15 protein-coding genes are annotated in these 18,003 nt (G+C 65.1%); 9 read left to right on the top strand and 6 right to left on the bottom strand.

The features are described 5' to 3' along the window. Nucleotides 1–408: 408 nt before the first annotated feature. From AC1DQQ_RS16185 to AC1DQQ_RS16160, 6 genes are all read left to right on the top strand, one after another. A complete protein-coding gene (locus AC1DQQ_RS16185) occupies nucleotides 409–2,712 on the top strand; it encodes a TonB-dependent receptor (RefSeq protein WP_478042874.1) in 2,304 nt (767 codons plus the stop codon). A 190-nt stretch (nucleotides 2,713–2,902) separates the two neighbouring features. After that, a complete protein-coding gene (locus AC1DQQ_RS16180) occupies nucleotides 2,903–3,826 on the top strand; it encodes a metallophosphoesterase family protein (RefSeq protein WP_478045789.1) in 924 nt (307 codons plus the stop codon). A gap of 18 nt (nucleotides 3,827–3,844) precedes the next feature. Further along, the gene (locus AC1DQQ_RS16175; protein WP_478042872.1) at nucleotides 3,845–4,246 is read left to right on the top strand and encodes a cupredoxin domain-containing protein; all 402 of its coding nucleotides are present in this window, start codon (nucleotides 3,845–3,847) and stop codon (nucleotides 4,244–4,246) included. 58 nt (nucleotides 4,247–4,304) lie between these two features. Then, nucleotides 4,305–4,868: a sigma-70 family RNA polymerase sigma factor gene (locus tag AC1DQQ_RS16170; RefSeq protein WP_478045787.1), complete on the top strand. Its 564-nt coding sequence runs from the start codon at nucleotides 4,305–4,307 to the stop codon at nucleotides 4,866–4,868. Beyond that, nucleotides 4,865–5,599 (top strand): anti-sigma factor family protein, encoded by a 735-nt coding sequence (locus tag AC1DQQ_RS16165; protein ID WP_478045785.1) that lies wholly within the window; start codon nucleotides 4,865–4,867, stop codon nucleotides 5,597–5,599. The genes AC1DQQ_RS16170 and AC1DQQ_RS16165 overlap by 4 nt, the downstream gene beginning before the upstream one ends. 113 nt (nucleotides 5,600–5,712) lie before the next feature. Further along, nucleotides 5,713–6,216, top strand: coding sequence for a DUF1993 domain-containing protein (locus tag AC1DQQ_RS16160; RefSeq protein ID WP_478045783.1), 504 nt, complete (start codon nucleotides 5,713–5,715; stop codon nucleotides 6,214–6,216). Between the two features lie 40 nt (nucleotides 6,217–6,256). On the opposite strand, the gene AC1DQQ_RS16155 is transcribed toward AC1DQQ_RS16160, so the two are convergent. The 5 genes from AC1DQQ_RS16155 to AC1DQQ_RS16135 all read right to left on the bottom strand — a co-directional run bounded on the left by AC1DQQ_RS16155 (nucleotide 6,257) and on the right by AC1DQQ_RS16135 (nucleotide 10,486). Beyond that, a complete protein-coding gene (locus AC1DQQ_RS16155) occupies nucleotides 6,257–8,014 on the bottom strand; it encodes a phospholipase D-like domain-containing protein (RefSeq protein WP_478045782.1) in 1,758 nt (585 codons plus the stop codon). Nucleotides 8,015–8,076: 62 nt separating this feature from the next. Continuing rightward, entirely contained in the window at nucleotides 8,077–8,688 is a 612-nt protein-coding gene (locus tag AC1DQQ_RS16150) for an ATP-binding cassette domain-containing protein (RefSeq protein ID WP_478045780.1), read from the bottom strand. Next, entirely contained in the window at nucleotides 8,678–9,352 is a 675-nt protein-coding gene (gene modB, locus AC1DQQ_RS16145) for a molybdate ABC transporter permease subunit (protein WP_478045832.1), read from the bottom strand. Before modB ends, AC1DQQ_RS16150 begins: the two co-directional genes overlap by 11 nt. Beyond that, nucleotides 9,349–10,137, bottom strand: a complete 789-nt coding sequence (gene modA / locus AC1DQQ_RS16140) for a molybdate ABC transporter substrate-binding protein (RefSeq protein WP_478045779.1) — start codon at nucleotides 10,135–10,137, stop codon at nucleotides 9,349–9,351. The genes modB and modA overlap by 4 nt, the downstream gene beginning before the upstream one ends. 31 nt (nucleotides 10,138–10,168) lie before the next feature. Next, a complete protein-coding gene (locus AC1DQQ_RS16135; protein ID WP_478045777.1) occupies nucleotides 10,169–10,486 on the bottom strand; it encodes an antibiotic biosynthesis monooxygenase family protein in 318 nt (105 codons plus the stop codon). Between the two features lie 108 nt (nucleotides 10,487–10,594). Between AC1DQQ_RS16135 and soxR the strand changes: the two genes are divergently transcribed. The 3 genes from soxR to AC1DQQ_RS16120 all read left to right on the top strand — a co-directional run bounded on the left by soxR (nucleotide 10,595) and on the right by AC1DQQ_RS16120 (nucleotide 14,523). Then, the gene (gene soxR, locus AC1DQQ_RS16130) at nucleotides 10,595–11,038 is read left to right on the top strand and encodes a redox-sensitive transcriptional activator SoxR (RefSeq protein ID WP_478045775.1); all 444 of its coding nucleotides are present in this window, start codon (nucleotides 10,595–10,597) and stop codon (nucleotides 11,036–11,038) included. Between the two features lie 165 nt (nucleotides 11,039–11,203). Further along, a complete protein-coding gene (locus AC1DQQ_RS16125; protein ID WP_478045773.1) occupies nucleotides 11,204–13,516 on the top strand; it encodes a TonB-dependent hemoglobin/transferrin/lactoferrin family receptor in 2,313 nt (770 codons plus the stop codon). A gap of 17 nt (nucleotides 13,517–13,533) precedes the next feature. Next, nucleotides 13,534–14,523, top strand: coding sequence for a DUF6607 family protein (locus tag AC1DQQ_RS16120; RefSeq protein WP_478045771.1), 990 nt, complete (start codon nucleotides 13,534–13,536; stop codon nucleotides 14,521–14,523). 53 nt (nucleotides 14,524–14,576) lie between these two features. Here the strand turns inward: AC1DQQ_RS16120 and AC1DQQ_RS16115 are convergent, their stop codons facing one another. Next, the gene (locus AC1DQQ_RS16115; protein WP_478045769.1) at nucleotides 14,577–17,957 is read right to left on the bottom strand and encodes a trifunctional glycoside hydrolase family 18/polysaccharide deacetylase/glycosyltransferase family 2 protein; all 3,381 of its coding nucleotides are present in this window, start codon (nucleotides 17,955–17,957) and stop codon (nucleotides 14,577–14,579) included. Nucleotides 17,958–18,003: the final 46 nt, after the last annotated feature.

Here is an 18,003-nt window from a genome sequence, read left to right as displayed (position 1 = left end):
CGGGAGGGCGTACTGTGCCGATCGGCTTCAACCGTCATGCCGGGCTTGTTCCGGCATCCACCGTTCCGCACACCCATCGGCCGTTGGCGTCGCCGCACGGTGGACCCCGGGACGAGCCCGGGGTGACGCGGGTGGGAAGGTCAACCGCAATTTCAGCCTGAGTATTTTCGGCTGATCGTGGTAGTGCGACAACCTACCGATCACTCCACCTTGGCGGGGACAATCGGAAAGTAACAACCGCCTCTGTTGCCAGTTCGCATCACCGCGCGGCTTTTCGTCGCGTCGCCCCAGTCCTTGCGATCGCTCGGCCTTTTTGACCCATGACGGTCATGTTACGACTTTGCGCAAGATCCGGGACACACGGAGTCGTCAACGGCGGGGATGCCGATCTTCGATTCAGGGGGATTCATGAACTCGTTGTCCAACCGCTCGCTGGCGCACCGTCTGCTCCTGGGCGCCTCGCCCGCCTTGCTCATCCTTGCCGCATCCCCCGCCATGGCGCGGGCCGACGAGCCCAAAGCACCGCCGGCCGCCGATGCGCCTGCCCCCCAGGACGACACGGCCAACGCCACGGACAAGGGTCTGGGCGACATCGTCGTCACCGCCACCCGCGTGTCGGAATCGTCGAAGAACGTGCCGGTCGCGGTGACCTCGATCAGCGGTGAAAAGCTCGCGGTGATCAACTCGGGCGGGCTCGACATCCGCTTCCTGTCGTCGCGTACGCCGAGCCTCCAGGCCGAATCGTCGTTCGGCCGCACTTTCCCGCGCTTCTACATACGCGGCCTCGGCAACACCGATTTCGATCCCAATGCCGCGCAGCCGGTGTCGGTGGTCTATGACGATGTCGCGCTCGAAAACGCGATGCTCAAGTCGTTCCCGGTGTTCGATCTCAAGTCGGTCGAAGTGCTGCGCGGGCCGCAAGGCACCTTGTTTGGCCGCAACACGCCCGCCGGCGTGATCAAGCTCGATTCGGCCAAGCCGACCGACGACAAGGTCGGCGGCTATGCCAGCGCGAGCTGGGGCACGTTCAATACGGTCAATGCCGAAGCCGCGCTCAACCTGCCGCTCGGCGGCGGTTTCGCCTTCCGCGCCTCGGGCCTGCTCCAGCGACGCGACAATTGGGTGACCAACACCTCGGCCACCGGCTTTGCCGACAAGAAGCTGGAGGGGTATCGCGACCTCGCCGGCCGGTTCCAGCTCGGTTATTCGAGCGGCAATTTCAACGCGCTGATCAATTTTCACATTCGCGATCTCGATGGCACGCCGCGTGTGTTCCGCGCCGGCCTGTTCAAACAGGGCAGCAACGATTTCTCGGCCGGGTTCGAACCGAACAAGGTCGCGCTCGACGGCTATACCAGCCAGAGCATGACGCAATGGGGCACCAACCTGCGGCTGGATTACCATTTCGACGGCGCTGGCACGCTCTATTCGGTCACCGCCTATGAGAAGGCCAAGGTCGAGAGCACCGGCGATATCGACGGCGGCAACAACTACGTCTTCCCTGCGCTCGGCCTGAACAACGCTTTGTTCCCGTCGAATACCGGCGGGATCACGCGGCCGGCGGAATTCAGCCAGGAACTGCGGTTCGTCAGCGACGAGTTCAACGGATTCCGCCTCCAGGGCGGCCTCTATTATTTCCACCAGACGCTCAAATATCACGAATATGACTATAAATTCCCGGCCACCGGCAGCCGCGCTGCCGATCTCGACCAGGATCTGTTCCACGACAACAAGAACGAGAATTGGGGTGCGTTCGCCTCGGTCGAATACAAGCCGGTCGATAAGCTGACGCTGCGCGCGGGCGGACGCTATTCGCACGACCACAAGGAAGACCTTATCACCGGCTATTCGCCCAATCTGTTCGGCGCCGTGCTGCCGAGCCTCGCCAAGGTGAGCGGCGGCGATTTCACCTGGGACGTCAGCGCGACCTATGCCGTGTCGCCGCAGGTCAACCTCTATGCGCGCGCCGCGACCGGCTATCTCGGCCCGGCGATCCAGGACCGCGTGACGTTCGGCAGCCGGCAGACCACTGCGGGCAAGCAGACCACCTTGTCTGGCGAAGCGGGCATCAAGGGCGAGACCGCGGATCGCACCGTCCGTTTCTCGTTCGACGGCTATTGGTGGCGCACCAACGACCTGCAGATCACCGCGGTCGGCGGCTTGTCCAACTCGGCGCATCTGCTCAACGCCAAGCGCGCGGTCGGTTATGGTGTCGAGGCCGAACTCGATATGCGCCCGATCCCGCAGCTGACGCTGACCGCGAGCGGCAGCTACAATTTCACCGAGATCCAGGACCCGAGCATCACCATCGGCGTGTGCGGATCCTTGTGCACCGTGACCGATCCGCTGGCGAGCCCGGGTCAGGCGATCATCGACGGCAATCGCCTGCCCCAGGCGCCGCGCTGGGTGGCGAACTGGACCGCGCGTTATTCGATCCCGCTCGGCGACGGCCGTGAAATCTACGCCTATACCGACTGGGCCTATCGCAGCAGCATCAACTACTTCCTCTACGAAGCGAAGGAGTTCCGCGGGCGGCCGATGCTCGAAGGCGGCCTCAAGATCGCCTATTCGACGCCGCGTTACGAAGTCAGCGCCTTCGCGCGCAACATCACCAACCAGTTCCGCGCGATCAGTGCGATCGACTTCAACAATCTGACCGGCATGATCAGCGAGCCGCGGATCATTGGCGGCGCGTTCCGGGTGAAATTCTGACGCACCCAGGATTGGATCCAATATCCAATATCCAATCGCTGATTCCGCGTGCGGGCGATCACAGCCCGCTACCGATCAGCCAAGGGATCACCGAACGCCGTCCGGAGACTTTCCGGGCGGCGTTTGTTTTTCGGGAATAACCCGCCGCATCCCTCCGTCCTGATCCTCGAACCGCAATGGAGCGAGGGACATGGGACGCGAAATCGAGCGCCGCGAGGCGCTGAAATGCATGGCCTGGGCGGGCACCGGCGCGCTCTACGCGCTGAGCGGCGGTATCGCCCGCAGCGCCATTCTGGACAGCGCCGGCGCCGGCACCGCGCCTACCGCCGGCTTCACTTTCCTCCAGCTCAGCGACAGCCATATCGGCTTCGACAAGGCGGCCAATCCCGACGCGCGGGCGACGTATCGCGAAGCCATCGCCAAGGTGAAGGCGCTGGCGGTCAAGCCGGACTTCATCATCCACACCGGTGATATCACGCAGCTGTCGCGCGATAACGAATTCGACGATGCCGACCAGATCCTGCGCGAGACGGGCATTCCCGCCTTCTTCGTCCCGGGTGAGCACGACATGATCGATGAAGGCTGCGGCAAAGCGTTTCTCGATCGCCACGGCAAGGGCAGCAAAGGCGCCGGCTGGTTCAGCTTCGACCATCAGGGCGTGCATTTCGTCGGGCTGGTCAACGTCGCCGACCTCAAACCGGGCGGCATGGGCAATCTCGGCGCCGCGCAGCTCGCCTGGCTCAAGGCCGACCTGGCGGGCCGCAGCGCGTCCACGCCGATCGTGGTGTTCGCGCATATTCCGCTGTGGACGGTCTACGAACAATGGGGCTGGGGCACCGGCGACGCGCAGGCCGCGCTGGCGCTGCTCAAGCGGTTCGGCTCGGTGACCATCCTCAACGGCCATATCCATCAGATCGTGCAGAAGGTCGAAGGCCGGATGACCTTCCACACCGCGCGCTCGACGGCCTTTCCGCAGCCTGCGCCGGGCACCGCCCCCTCGCCTGGCCCGCAAGTCGTGCCGCCGGGCCAGCTCCGCTCGATGCTCGGCATCACCGATGTGACTTTCCGTCGCGGCGACCAGCGGATCGCGCTGATCGATTCCACGCTCGCCTAGAACCTTTGGAGATTTGAGATGCACTCCCGTTTGATGATTGCCGTGCTCATTCCTGTCGCGGCGGTCATGACCTCACTTGCCTCGGGCCGCGCCCATCCCCCTGTCGCGGCATCGGCCCGGGGCAAGACCTTGTCCGCCCGCCTTGCGGCACCGGCAGCTGCCGCCGGTCCGGTTGCGGTCCATATCTCCAACTTCACTTTCGGCCCCAAAATGGTGACGGTGAAGGTCGGCCAGACCGTCACCTGGACCAATGACGACGACATCCCGCACACCGTGGTCGCGACCGACAAGAGCTTCCGGTCGAAGGTGCTCGACACCGGCCAGTCGTTCAGCTTCACCTTCACCAAGTCCGGCCAGGTCACCTATTTCTGCTCGCTCCATCCGATGATGACGGGCAAAGTGACCGTCGCGGCGCGCTGAGGCGGAGAGCGGAGAGGTGATCGGCGGGTTTCGCCCAAGACTGGTCGGCGGTCGGGACGTGAAGCCCGGCCCGGAGCTGCGCTTTCGCGAACTGATGCTGCCGCACCTCGACGCCGCCTATAATCTGGCGCGCTATTTGACCAACGACGCCAGCATCGCCGAGGACGTGGTGCAGGAGGCTTTCCTGCGCGCGTTCCGCTCGTTCGAGACCTATCGCGGCGGGCCGCCCCGCGCCTGGCTGTTCGCGATCCTTCGCAATTGCTGGCGCGATCGCGTCGGCGAGCAGATCCGGCGCGAGCGGGTCGTGGTGTCTGATGCGAGTTTGTCCGAAGCGCAATCCGAAGCGGTTGCCGCGATTCCGGCGAATAACGACACGCCCGAGGAATCGCTGGCCCGTGCGCGCGAGGCCGATACGGTGCGCGGGGTGATCGCCGCTTTGCCCGAACCGTTCCGCGAAACCCTGATCCTGCGCGAGATGGAGGACATGTCGTATCGCGAGATCGCCACGGTGACCGGCGTGCCGATCGGCACGGTGATGTCGCGGCTGGCCCGCGCCCGTGAGATGCTGGCGAAGCTGCTGCTTCCCACCCGCGCTGCCGGGCAACAGGAGCGCCAGGCATGACCTGTCCCGACCCGATGCTGCTCCATGCGTTGCTTGACGACGAGCTCGACGCCGCCAATGTCGCCGTAGTCGAGGCGCATCTGCGCACCTGCCCCGATTGCGCGGCCGAATTCGAGCAATTGAAGCATCTCCACCAGATCGTCGCCGATCCGGCGCTGCGCCATGCCGCGCCCGAAGGCCTGCGCGATCGCATCGATGCCGCGCTGCCCACCACTCAGCGCACCGCCAATCCCTGGCCCGCGCGGCTCGGCTGGGGCGCCGGCGGGGCGATCGCCGCAGGGCTGGCGCTGACGCTCGGCATTCCGCAGCAATCGACAACGAGCGGGCTCGAGCAGCAGATAGTCGCGAGCCATGTCCGCTCGCTGCTCGCTGATCATCTGGTCGACATCCCCACCTCCGACCGCCACGTCGTCAAGCCGTGGTTCAACGGCAAGATCGACTTCTCGCCGCCCACTCCGGACCTCAAGGCCGCGGGCTTCCCGCTGGTCGGCGGACGGCTCGATTATATCGGCGGCCGCGTTGTTCCGGCGATCGTCTATCGCCGCAATCTCCACACGATCAACGTCTTCGCCTGGCCCGCGGGCAAGGCGCCCTCGGGCGAGACGATGGAGAGCGATGGCTACACGCTCGTCCATTGGCGCCAGGGCGATCTCGATTTCTGGGCGGTGTCGGATGTCGCCGGCGGCGATCTCGACCAGTTTCGCACGGCGTTCATCGCCGCCACGCGCTGAATTTTTGGCGAAACGGTAAAAAACTGAGCGAGACGGGTTTTCATTCGCAACCCAAGTCTTATGTCCTGCTCGCGGGCGCCGATCGGCAGCCCGTTTCTCTAGGGGAGAATCCAGTGGCTACCGAACTTTACGCCCTCACCGCGCCTGTCTTCGTGCGCGCGCTGACCAATCTCGACAAGATCATCGACAAGGCCCGCGCCTTCGCCGCCGAGAAGGGAATCGACGAGCAGGAACTGCTCGACGCCCGGCTGATCGGGGACATGGGCAATTTCATCTCGCAGATCCAGCGCGCGAGCGATTCGGCCAAGGGCTGCATGGTGCGCCTCGGTGGGGTCGAGAATGTCGTGATGGAGGACAATGAGGCAAGCTTCGACGACGTCAAGGCACGCATCGCCAAGACGATCGACTTCGTGAAATCAGTTCCGGCCGACGCGATCAACGGCAAGGAAGACGCCGAAGTCCTGCTCAAATTCCCCAATGGCGAGTTCAAGTTCGCCGGGCGCGATTTCCTGCTCGGCTTCGTCCACCCCAATTTCTACTTCCACGTCACAACGGCCTATGGCCTGTTGCGCATGAAGGGCGTGCCGATCGGCAAGATGGACTTCCTGGGCGGCTGACCGCCGCGGGAGACGGCCGGCGCCCGCTTGGCGCCGGCCGTCAGTGGCCGAACAACAATCGGTCGCGGAGATATTGGCTATCGGCCCGGTAATAGCGTTCGAACCACGCCGGCTTGCCGCTCAGCGCGGGCGGTTTGGCGAGCGTCAACGGCGTCGCCTCGCCGGCTTTGGCGCCCTTTGGTTTGACCTTTGCGTCCTTCATTTTCGAGCGGAAATGCAGGTGGTCGAACAGGCGCACGGCCTCGATCGCATAAGCGGTGGCGACGATCGGGTCCTGGATCATCACCAGGTGATCGCCATTCCCGCCCTCGCCGCTCGGCGAGAGGTTGGACGATCCGGTGAAGACCTTGGCGGTCGGCAGGCCGAAATCGGTGACGACGAACTTGTTGTGCAGGTTGATGCCTTTACCGCCCTGCCACTCGGCCCCGAACGGCGGCGGCGCGTTCTTGGCGAGATAGCCGAAGTCGACCACGCCGATCGTGCCGTCGGGCTTGTAGACATCGAGCCTGCTCGGCTTGGCCTCTGCACCGGCCTTGGGCTCGGCGCCGGCCTTGTCGACCACGCCGTAGCTGAATATCGGCCGCGTCGCGAGACGATCGATCGCTGTCCGCACCGACCCGCTCTTGGTCTGGTTGAGAAAGGCGATCGAGAAGAAGACCGACGAGGTCGCCTGATCGATCGCCGCGCCGACCGGGGACAGCCCTATCTCCTTATCGGAATGCGGCGACAGCGCGATTTGAACGATCGGCTTACCCGGCGTCGTGAAGGCATACCATTTGCGGGCCATCTCCGATGCCGAGAATGTCTCCGGCTGATGGAACGCTGCGTCGAAATAATCGCCGAACAGTCCGGCGATAGCGGGATCGCTGAACAGCAACGCATTGTTCGCCTGGATGTAGAAGCCACGGTAGCTGAAGTTGGTCGACCCAAGCAGCACGCGTTGAGCCACCCCGTTGCGCCGCAGGGTGATCACCTTGTTGTGCTGCAGTCCCTTGAAATGCATCCGGACGATCTGGCCGCCGGTGCTCGCCAACAGCCGCGCAGATGCCTTCCCTTCGGCACCGTCGGGCTGGTTGTGATCCTTGGGGCTGTCATCGATCACCGCGCGCAGCCGGGGTCCCAGCTTCTCGAGGCGATCGACCAGCCAGCCGAGGTTGAGGTCATAGGCAAAGAAATCCACCGTCAGCGTCGTGTCCGCGACTGCCTCATCGACCAGTGATTGTACGATCGCCGCGGCCTCGAAGCCGAGCCAGGTATAGGGATTGTCGTCGCTCGCAATCGCCGGGTCGAACGGCGGCGAGAATTCGAGACCCACGGCGTTGGTCGCCGGCAGGATGTCGTCGCGATTCCCGAACTTGTCGCGATAGGCTTGCGAAGACGCGAATGCGCGAGTGAAACCGATGTCGAGGAAACCCGGATGCGTGACGGGATTGAGGTTGATGGTGGCGACGAGTTGCGTTCCGGCGACCAGCGGCCCCTCTGCCGGCATGTGCATCTTGGTCACGCGATAGGAATAGAGGCCGTCGATCGGATCGTAAGGGAAATGCACCCAGCGGAATTTCTGAAAAGGCGCCTCGGTCGAGGGGAACTGGACGTCGCCATTGACCTTGCTTCCGGCCGGATAGGAAAAGGCCAGACGATTGCGTAGCGGCGCGAACTCGGTCCCACCCGGATGGAGGACTTCGATCGCGAAGCCGACGAAATCTGGTTCCGGCGCGTCGACGTCCATGCCGATCAGACACATGCGCTCGCCGCGCCACAATTTCAGGTGAAATCCGTCCTTGCTGGCGCTGTCCATCGCGTTGCCCCTGCCCAAGTGAGATAGCTTTTATCGCATCGCACGATGACAAACCCGCGAATTCACGTCCGCATCGGATCGATCTCGACCATTGTCGTCGCCAGCCGCTCTGCCTGGCCACGATCATGCGTCACCATCAGGATCGGCAGCCGCAGCCTGTCGCGAATGTCGAGGATCGCGCGCTCGACTTCTTGCGCGCGGCCGCGATCGAGCGACGCGGTTGGTTCGTCGAGCAATAGAAAGGCGGGGCCGCTGAGCAAGGCGCGGCCGATCGCGACACGTTTCGCCTCTCCACCTGACAGCGTCCGCGGCCAGCGGTCGAGCAAATGCCCGATATCGAGCAATTGGACGACGTCGTCGATCGCCGCACTCCGCCCCGCGCCGTAGCGCAGGTTCGCCGCAACTTTCAGGTGCGGAAACAACCGCGATTCCTGGAAAACATAGCCCGCGTGCCGGCGCTCGGGCGGTACGTCGATGCCCTCGCCGAACAGTTCGGCGCCACCGACCCGGATATGGCCGCGGTCGGGCCGCAGCAGCCCCGCCACCATATGGAGCACGCTGGTCTTGCCCGCGCCGGACGGGCCGAACAGCACGGTCAGGCCTTCGCCTGCCTCCAGCCGCAGCGCGATCTCGGCATCGCCGAGCCGCTTCGAGACATGAAGATCAAACGCCATGGACCATCGCCGCGCGCATCCGCCGTGCAAGCAGTTCGGAGGCGACCAGTGCTGCCAGCGCCACCGCGACCGACAGCGCGGTTAATCTGAGCGCGATCGCATCGCCGTCGGGGCGTTGCAGCGCGGCGTAGATCGCCAGCGGCAAGGTCTGGGTCTGACCCGGCACGTTGGAGACGAAGGTGATCGTCGCGCCGAACTCGCCGAGCGACCGCGCGAAGCCGAGCACGGTGCCGGCCAGCAGGCCCGGCAGGCTCAACGGCAAGGTGATCGTCCAGAAGACGCGCCACGGCCCCGCCCCCAATGTCCGCGCCGCGCCTTCGAGCCGGCGGTCGACTGCCTCAATCGACAGTCTGATCGCGCGCACCATCAGCGGCAGCGCCATGATTCCGGCGGCGATCGCTGCACCGGTCCAGCGAAACAGCACGCCATCGCTGAAGAAACCGAGCGGCCCGCCCGGCGCGAAAGCCAGCAGCAGAACCCAGCCGGTGACCACCGGTGGCACGACCAGCGGCAGATACACAATCGCCTCGATCAGGATCTTGCCGGGGAAACGTCCGCGCGCGAGCAACCAGGCGATGGCGAAGGCGACCGGCAATGTCGCGAGGGTAGCGACGAACCCGACGCGTAGCGACAGCGCGACGATTCCCCATTCCTCGGGGGTCAGCGCGGCCTCCCCGGCGCGGTGAAACCGAACCGCGCGAAGATCGCGTGGCCGCGCGGCGAGAGCAGGAAGCGGCGGAACCCCTCGGCCTCCGGGTTGGTCGATCGCGCCAGCCGGGCGACCGGGTACAGGATCGGCGGATGGCTGGTCGGCGGAAACACGCCCGCCACGCGCACTTTGGACGACGCCTTGGCGTCGGTCAGATAGACGATCCCGAACGGCGCCGCGCCGCGCTCGACCAGCGCCAAGGCGGCGCGAACATTCTCCGCGCGCACCACCTTCGGGGCGACCGCGGTCCAGGCGCCGAGCTTCTCGAGCGCGGTCTTGCCGTATTTGCCGGCCGGCACGTTGTCGGGGTCGGCCATCGCCAGCGGCCCCGCGCTTAATATCCGCGCCAGCCGGACCCCGCCGGCCGGAATCGACGAATGCCGGCCGACAGGCTCGACCACGACCAACCGATTACCGACCAGATCAGCGCGCGTCCCCGCTGCGAGCAGCCCCTTGGCCGCGAGTGCGTCCATCCAATCCTCATCGGCCGAGACGAACACATCGCCCGGCGCGCCCGCTTCGGCCTGACGCGCCAAGGTGGACGACGCGGCGAACGAGATCACCGGCCGGGGGTGCCCCGCTTTTGCCCAGACGTCCGCCGCGGCGGTCAGCGATTCCTGCAAGCTCGCCGCGGCCAGCACGATCGGTGCCTGCGCAGACGGCGCCGCGCCGATCGACAGCGCGGCCAATCCGGCGAGGACGAGGCCCAACACCGGGCGGCGCGCGAACGACTGGATCATGCCGCCGCGCATACACCGCGCGGCGAGCGCCTCAAAGCGCGCGATACGTCGCGATGTCGGCGCGGATGCCGTGCGCGGCGAAAAAGGCGTCGCGATCGAACTGCCGCTTCGCCTGGTGGCGCGCGATGGCGGCGGCGACGATCGGAATGACCTCGTCGCTTTCCCATTCGGCGACGGTGACGAAATTATACTCGCCCGGCCCACCGACCTGTTCGAGCAGATCGTGGCGGACGAAGCCGGGCTGCGTGCGCATCACGGCATCGGTTTCGCCGACCGCATCGATGAACGCCTGGCGCGCCGCATCCGGAACGATGAACTTGTCGACGCGGTAAAAGGGGGCGGTAGCCATGGATGATGTCTCCTGATGGTCGTGAACCCGGCGCCGGACGATTGCCGGCGCCGCGAGACACGCCTATGCAACCTCAAGCTTGGTTCAGGTCAAGGAACTTTTTTTCGCATGCACGACATCCCCGCAATGCTGTCGGTCGGAGAGGTCGCGCGGCGCAGCGGCGTCGCGGTGTCGACGCTCCATTTCTATGAGGCGAAGGGTCTGATCAGCGCGGAACGGTCGGGCGGCAATCAGCGCCGGTTCCGCCGCGGCGTGCTGCGCCGGGTAGCGGTGATCAAGGTAGCGCAACGCACCGGCATCCCACTCGGCGAGATCAAGGCGGCGCTCGACATGCTCCCAGCCGATCGCCCGGTCTCGGGCGAGGATTGGCGGCGCATGTCGGCGGCATGGCGGGACGATCTCGACCATCGCATCGCGCAGCTCACCGCATTGCGCGATCAGCTCGGCAGCTGCATCGGCTGCGGCTGTCTGTCGATGGAGGATTGTCCGTTGCGCAACCCCGCGGACCGGCTCGGCAAGGATGCGAGCGGCGCGCGGCTGATCGAGGACTGATCGGAGCCTCAGCGTCCGCTCGCCAATCACGCCATGCCAAAGCACGACCGCGCTCCTTCGTGGCCGTTTAGACCCACCTTTCCACGATATTGACCTTGGGTCGGTCCGTCCCTAATCGACATGCAAACGCGAATCACTCGCATTAGCAAAGATGGGGGTTTCAGAATGCCGAGCGGGGCCGACAGATCGATTACACGCACCAGAATGCTGGCCGGCGCGGCCGCGTTGGCGATCGCGACCCTGACGGGGGTTGCGCGTGCCGACAATCGCCCCGCCCCCAACTCGACCGGCGACGATGGCCAGACGCGCGATCCGATCGTCGTCACCGGCACGCGCATTCCGACCCCGGCGAGCGAGGTGCCGGCGACCGTTACGGTGATCGATGCCGACCAGATCGCCGACACCCTATCGGCGGACATCAAGGACCTGGTCCGCTTCGAGCCTGGCGTCAGCGTACGGCGGGCGCCGACCCGGTTCGGCGCCGCGCAGGGCGCGACCGGGCGCGACGGCAATGCCGGGTTCAACATCCGCGGGCTCGAAGGTAACCGAGTACTGATCCAGGTCGACGGCGTGCGCGTGCCCGACGGCTTCGATTTCGGCGCGCAATCGGCCGGACGCGGCGATTATGTCGACTTGGGCGTGATCAAGTCGGTCGAGATCCTGCGCGGCCCCGCGTCCGCGCTCTACGGGTCGGACGGCCTGGCCGGCGCGGTCAGCTTCACCACCAGCGATCCCGCCGATTTTTTGAAGGACGGCAAGTCGATCGGCGGGCTGGGACGCGCCGCCTACGATTCGTCCAACGATCAGTTCGCCGAGACGGGAATCGTCGCGGGCCGATCGGGATCATGGTCGGCGATGGTCGCCTATACCCGTCGCGACGGGCACGAATACGAGACCGCGGGATCGAACGACGCACCCAACGCGACGCGGACCAAGGCCAATCCGCAGGACGCACGCTCGAACGCAATGCTCGGCAAGATCGTCTGGGCGCCCGACGCGGGCAACCGCGTTCGGCTGACCTATGATCATTATGACGATAACGTCTTCACCAACGTGCTGAGCGGCGTTGCCGCGCCGGCGGTACCGCCCGCCACCCTGCCCGGCAGCGCGGTAATCGGCCTGACCGCACGCGACCGCACTAAACGCGATCGCGTGGCACTCGACTGGCGCTGGCAGGGCGACGGCGTCATCGACTTCGCCCAGGTCACCGGCTGGTACCAATGGGCCAAGAACCGCCAGTTCACTGCCGAGGACCGCAACATCTCGGCCGACCGCACCCGGCTCAACACGTTCGACAACAAGGTGTGGGGATTGAGCGCGGAATTGCGCAGCGACTTTTCGATCGGCGATATCAGCAACAAACTTGCTTATGGCGGCGACTTCAGCGCGACGCGGCAAAGCGGCATCCGTGGCGGCACTATTCCCACCCCGCCCGATGTCTTCCCGACGCGCGCCTTCCCGCCGACCGACTATGTGCTTGGAGGCGCCTATCTCGCCGATACGATCGGCCTGCTCGGCGATCACCTGCGCCTCTTCCCGGCGCTGCGCTTCGACTATTACAAGCTGACCCCAAAGCCCGACGCGTTGACCCCAATCCTGCCAAGCGCGAAGCAGGACGGATCGCGGCTGTCGCCCAAGCTCGGCGCTTTGGTGAAGCTGACCGACGAGACCAATATCTTCGTCAATTACGCGCGCGGCTTCAAGGCGCCGTCGCCCACCCAGGTGAACCAGTTCTTTTCCAACCCGGCGGTCGGTTACACGTCAATTCCCAACCCCGATCTGCGCCCCGAGACGAGCGAGAGCTGGGAAGTGGGTGTGCATCTGGGCACCGGCGCGGTGCGCTTCGCGGCGACCGGCTTCACCGCCGGCTACAAGGGCTTCATCAGCCAGGAAGTCGTCAGCGGCGCCTTCACACCCGCCAATCCCGCGATATTCCAGTTCATCAACCTCAACCGGGTGCGCATCAGGGGCGCCGAGGGCAGCCTATCGCTCGCGAACGCATCGGGCCTCTCTGGCCGGCTGGCAGTCAGCTACTCGCAGGGAATCGTCACCGATGCCGAGGGCTCGAAATCGCCGCTCTCGACGATCGACCCGCTCAAGCTGGTCGCGGGCATCGGCTATGACGATCTGGGCAAGAGGTTCGGCGGGCAGTTGATCATGACGCACGCCGCCGAGAAGGAAGCGAGCGCGGCCGAAGGCGTGTGCGGCGGAGCGCCCTGCTATCTGCCGCGCGGCTTCACCATCGTCGACGCGACCGCTTATGTGAAGGTCGCCGACCTCGTCACGCTGCGCGCCGGAATCTTCAACATCTTCGACACCAAATACGCCTGGTGGAGCGATGTGCGCGGGCTGGCGATGACCGCCAACCCCGCGGCCGTGACCAATCCGGCGCTGCCCGCTTACATCAATCCCGCGGTGGCGGATGTCTATACCCAACCCGGCCGAAATGCGTCCGTCTCGCTTTCGGTGCGCTTCTGATGACGAGGATCTACCGCATGTTCCGACATTCCGCTGCCCTGCTGCTGCTCGCCGCGACGGTGCTTGCCGCCCCGCTTGCCATGCCTGCTCATGCCGATGGTCCGCTCGCAACCAAGACGTCCGCCGACGAAAAGGCCGCATTCGACGCCGACCGCGCCTCGATCCTAGCGATGGCGGGAATGTTCAAGGTGACCTTCGACATGAAGGAGACCACCGCGTGGCGCGCCGACTATACGCCGATCCCAGCCAAGATATCGGGCGGGCACGAAGTGGTGCGCGTAATCGTCGATACCGGCCGTACGATCGTGCTCCAGCATCTGTTGGTGGTGACTGACGAGAAGGGCAAGACCTTCGTCATCAAGCATTGGCGCCAGGATTGGGTGTACGAGCCCGCGACGGTGCTGATCTATGCCGGCCGGGGCACGTGGAAGCTGGAGGACGTGCCCGCCGCGATGCGTAAGAGCCGCTGGTCGCAGACCGTGTGGCAAACCGACGATTCGCCGCGTTACGGCGGATGGGGACAGTGGACCGAGGAAGGCGGCGTCCGTCGCTGGCGGTCGAACTGGACCTGGCGCCCGCTCGCGCGGCGCGACGCGGTGCGCAAGCCGCCTTATGACCGCTATCTCGGCATCAACCGCCATTCACCCTCTCCCGCTGGCTGGATCCACTGGCAGGACAATATCAAGATGGGGCTGGTCGACGGGAAGGTTGTGCCGTTCGTCCAGGAAACAGTGCTCAACAGCTATGTGAAGGACGACCAGTTCGATATCGCGGCAGCCGATGCCTATTGGGCCGCGACGAAGGATTATTGGGCCGCCGTGCGCGGGCTATGGAATGCCGCGATTGTCGCGAACAAGGGCGTCAATGTCGCCGAAGTGGCGGAAACCGGATCGGCCTCGGGTGAACGTCTTATGGGATTCGCCGACGACCTCCAGGCCGGCAAGCTCAAGACAGCCGACGCCATCGCCAAAGCCAAAACGGTGATCGCCGAGGTGACGGGCGGGTAGGTTACGGGATCAGGCATCAATTCCGCGTCATCCCGGCCCGGCGTCGCGAGGCGTCAGCCGGCCTGAACCCGTCCCGTGCGCTGCAGCTTGCCCCAGCCGACCAGCGGGCCACGCAGCGCCTGGGTGATCGCTTTCAGCACGACATAATACATCACTTGGCGGTACCCGATCCGCTGCGGGATCAGCAGCCAGAGCAACGACCATTTCTCGCGACGTTCGAGCGCGAAGGCGACGATCGCCGAAAGCAGGTCGATCGCGGTGAAGATCAGCCAATAGGCCAACATCTTCTCGATACTGTGCTGGGTCTGGTCCCAGCCATGCTGCTCGACCGCGAGCCAGGTCAGCGCGAAGCTCACGATCAGCGCGAGATCGATGATCGGGCTGATCGCGGCGAGCACGATCTGGAACACGATCGCCTGGGGCAAGCCGATCCAGGCGAGGCCACGCGGCTTGCCACGGCCGATGATCGTGCCGTGCTTCCACAGACATTGGAGCGTACCATAGGCCCAACGGAAGCGCTGTTTGGCGAGGCCTTTGAAATTCTCCGGGCTTTCGGTCCAGGCAACGGCGAATTGGTCGTAATGGACTTTCCATCCGGCACGCTGGATAGCGATGGTCAGATCCTGATCCTCGGCCAATGTATCGTCGGGATAGCCGCCGACCGAGCGGATCGCCTCGAGCCGCCACGCGCCGACCGCGCCCGGCACCACGGTCATCGCGTTGAGGCTGGCAAGCGCGCGACGCTCGAGATTCTGCGCGGTGATATATTCGAGCGCCTGCCATCTGGTGACCAGATTGACGCGGTTGCCAACCTTGGCATTGCCCGCCACCGCGCCGAGCTTCGGATCGCCGAACCAGCGCGCCAGCCGCGCGATGGTAGTCGGCTCGAACTGGGTGTCGGCGTCGAGCGCGATGACAATCTCGCCAGTCGCGAGGTCGAGGCCCCGGTTAAGCGCGCGCGCTTTGCCGCCATTTTCCAGCGTCAACAGGCGCACCCGCGGATCGTCGGCAAAAGCGTCGCGTACGATCTCGCTGGTGCGATCCTTTGACCCGTCGTCGATCACGATCACTTCGATCCTGACATCGGTCGAGGCGAGCACCGTCCGGATCGACCGCTCGATCACCGCTTCTTCGTTATAAGCGGGAATCATCACTGTCACGAAGCGGTCGGGATCGATCGCCGGGAACACCGTCCGTCCCTCGCGCCGCGCCTGGATCAGCGCGAGCGCCGACAGGATCACCGCGCGCAGGATGCCGATCGAGATCGCGAAGAGGAAGATCCAGCCGAGCGCAGTGACCACCGCGCCGATCGTGCCGAACAGGAACAAATCCGCCTGGGCCGCGGCTCGGTCGCTTGATGAAATCGGCGGCATGGCCTGGTCGCGCGACAGGCCGGCGAGTTCCGACACCGGCACCAAGGTGAAGCCCATGGCGCGCAGCTTCTCGATGATCGTCGGCAGCGCCTCGACCGTTTGCTGACGGTCGCCGCCGGCATCGTGGAGCAGGACGATATTATGGCTACACTGTAAATCGTCGCCCGACGCGCAGCCGGTGCCGCGCTTGGCGACGCCATCAACGACATTGTCGATGATCGCCTGGACGCCCGGCCGCTGCCAATCCTCGGCATCGACATGGAGTCCGACCGAAATATAGCCACGCTGCTGCGCGCGATAAACGGGCACGAGTTCGTCCGCGGTCGTAGGCTCGGCATCGCCGAAATAAGGCGCGCGGAACAGACGCAGCGAGCGCCCGGTGAAAGCCTGGAACAACCGCTGATTGGCGTTGAGTTCGATATCGGTGTCGGTCGCCGAGGCGCCGGCGAGATTGGGATGCGTATAGGTGTGGCTGCCGACCTCATGTCCCTCGCGCACGATGCGTTCGAGCAGCCCGCGTTCGGTCAGTCCGTTTTCCCCGACCATGAAGAAGGTCGCCGGCGCGTTGTAACGCTTCAGGATGTCGAGGATCTTCGGTGTCCATTGCGGATCGGGACCATCGTCGAAAGTCAGCGCGATCTTGTTGGGACTATAGCCGGTCCGCTGGATCATATACTGGCTGGGCAACGTCAGGAAATCGACCGCGGTGATGCCGCCGTCGCGCCCGGTCGTCACCTTGCGTTGTCCGGCGGCAGGCGTCGCCCCGACCTTCAGGATCTCGCCGCGGCCCTCGATGTCGACATCGGTACCGTTCGGGATCGCCTCGATCACGTTGGCCGGCGGCAGCGTGGGATGCGATCGACCGAAGATCGACCAGATGCCGGGGTCTTCAGACCCCAGCCGCCACAACGCGATCCCGCCCAGGCCGGCACGCCGCAAAAAGCCAATCTGGTTGTAGGCGGACGCCGCGTCGAGGAACCAGACGACGTGTTTCTTGCCATCCTCCTCGTACGAAAAGCCCGAATTGCCGCTCGCCGGGTCGAAGCTCGGCATGGCGTCCGAATCGCGCGCTATCTGCCACGCTTCTTCGACCGTGACGGGATCGCCGCCGCCAGGATACCAGTTGTAACCGTAACTGCCGATCGTCACGACCAGCTTCGATGCCGAGACGCCGTGCGCCGCATCGGCCACGGCGCGTGCGAACCAAGCCTGCGACGCGACCGGCCCGGGATCGCCCGAATTCTCGTGCTCATCATACGACATCAGAAAGATGCGATCGACGATCTTGGCATATGCCGGCAGGTTCCACGACCGGTCACCGACTGGCATCGCGATCGTTATCAGCCAACCGTGTCGGTCGAATCGGGTGTTTGCCTCGGCGAGAAACGCGAGATAGTCGCGTTGCGCCGATGGCGGCAGCTGCTCGAAATCGAACATCGCGCCCGCCGCGTGGTTGGCGAGCAGCCAGGGCTCGAGCTTGTCGAGGAACGCCTTGCGCAATGTCGGGTCGTGGAGCATCGCCGCCATACCGGGTCCGTCGAACTGCCCCTGGATCGCGTTCTGGATCATCGGCAGGATCAGCGGGCGATGCGCAGCGCCATTGATCACGGCACGCCCCGCGGTATCGCTGAACACGGTGATGGTGTGCTTCGGTCCGGTGACCGAAACCCAGCCAGGAATCACCCAGTCGAGATCGTTGATGTGCCGGCGCAACGATTCGGCGCTCTGCCCGTCCCACGGCACGTGGAAGGCGATCGCCAGCGGTACGTTGCCGACGGTCTTGGCTTCCTTCGACCGCGTCTCGCCGGTCAGCTTACGCCCGTACCAGTCGATCGTGCGGCCAGTGCGTTTGAGCAGGGTGTCGTGTGGTGGCGCCAGCCGGTGCAGCGGCCGCTCGGTGTTGATCGGCAGCAACGGTTGCGACGGCACGATCCCGATCGAGGCGCCGAACACCACCGCGGACAGTAGCAGCAGCACGATGAACGCCGCGACGCCGAGCGCGAAGCGCCGTCGCCGCCGGCCCGAGGGATCGTAGAAGATTGGGGCGCCAGCTGCGGTCATCGGATGCGCCTCGTGGCACCGCCCGCGTCCGCCTTCAAGTGGGTGC

The organism is Sphingomonas sp. P4_G3, from assembly GCF_056401105.1.
This window is presented reverse-complemented; position numbering and strand designations above follow the sequence as displayed.

Bases quoted from the DNA above. Each gene is read 5' to 3' on its own strand.
- AC1DQQ_RS16185 (WP_478042874.1), top strand. From the start codon at position 409: ATGAACTCGTTGTCCAACCGCTCGCTGGCGCACCGTCTGCTCCTGGGC.
- AC1DQQ_RS16180 (WP_478045789.1), top strand. From the start codon at position 2,903: ATGGGACGCGAAATCGAGCGCCGCGAGGCGCTGAAATGCATGGCCTGG.
- AC1DQQ_RS16175 (WP_478042872.1), top strand. From the start codon at position 3,845: ATGCACTCCCGTTTGATGATTGCCGTGCTCATTCCTGTCGCGGCGGTC.
- AC1DQQ_RS16165 (WP_478045785.1), top strand. From the start codon at position 4,865: ATGACCTGTCCCGACCCGATGCTGCTCCATGCGTTGCTTGACGACGAG.
- AC1DQQ_RS16155 (WP_478045782.1), bottom strand. From the start codon at position 8,014: ATGGACAGCGCCAGCAAGGACGGATTTCACCTGAAATTGTGGCGCGGC.
- AC1DQQ_RS16150 (WP_478045780.1), bottom strand. From the start codon at position 8,688: ATGGCGTTTGATCTTCATGTCTCGAAGCGGCTCGGCGATGCCGAGATC.
- modA (WP_478045779.1), bottom strand. From the start codon at position 10,137: ATGATCCAGTCGTTCGCGCGCCGCCCGGTGTTGGGCCTCGTCCTCGCC.
- AC1DQQ_RS16135 (WP_478045777.1), bottom strand. From the start codon at position 10,486: ATGGCTACCGCCCCCTTTTACCGCGTCGACAAGTTCATCGTTCCGGAT.
- soxR (WP_478045775.1), top strand. From the start codon at position 10,595: ATGCACGACATCCCCGCAATGCTGTCGGTCGGAGAGGTCGCGCGGCGC.
- AC1DQQ_RS16125 (WP_478045773.1), top strand. From the start codon at position 11,204: ATGCCGAGCGGGGCCGACAGATCGATTACACGCACCAGAATGCTGGCC.
- AC1DQQ_RS16120 (WP_478045771.1), top strand. From the start codon at position 13,534: ATGTTCCGACATTCCGCTGCCCTGCTGCTGCTCGCCGCGACGGTGCTT.
- AC1DQQ_RS16115 (WP_478045769.1), bottom strand. From the start codon at position 17,957: ATGACCGCAGCTGGCGCCCCAATCTTCTACGATCCCTCGGGCCGGCGG.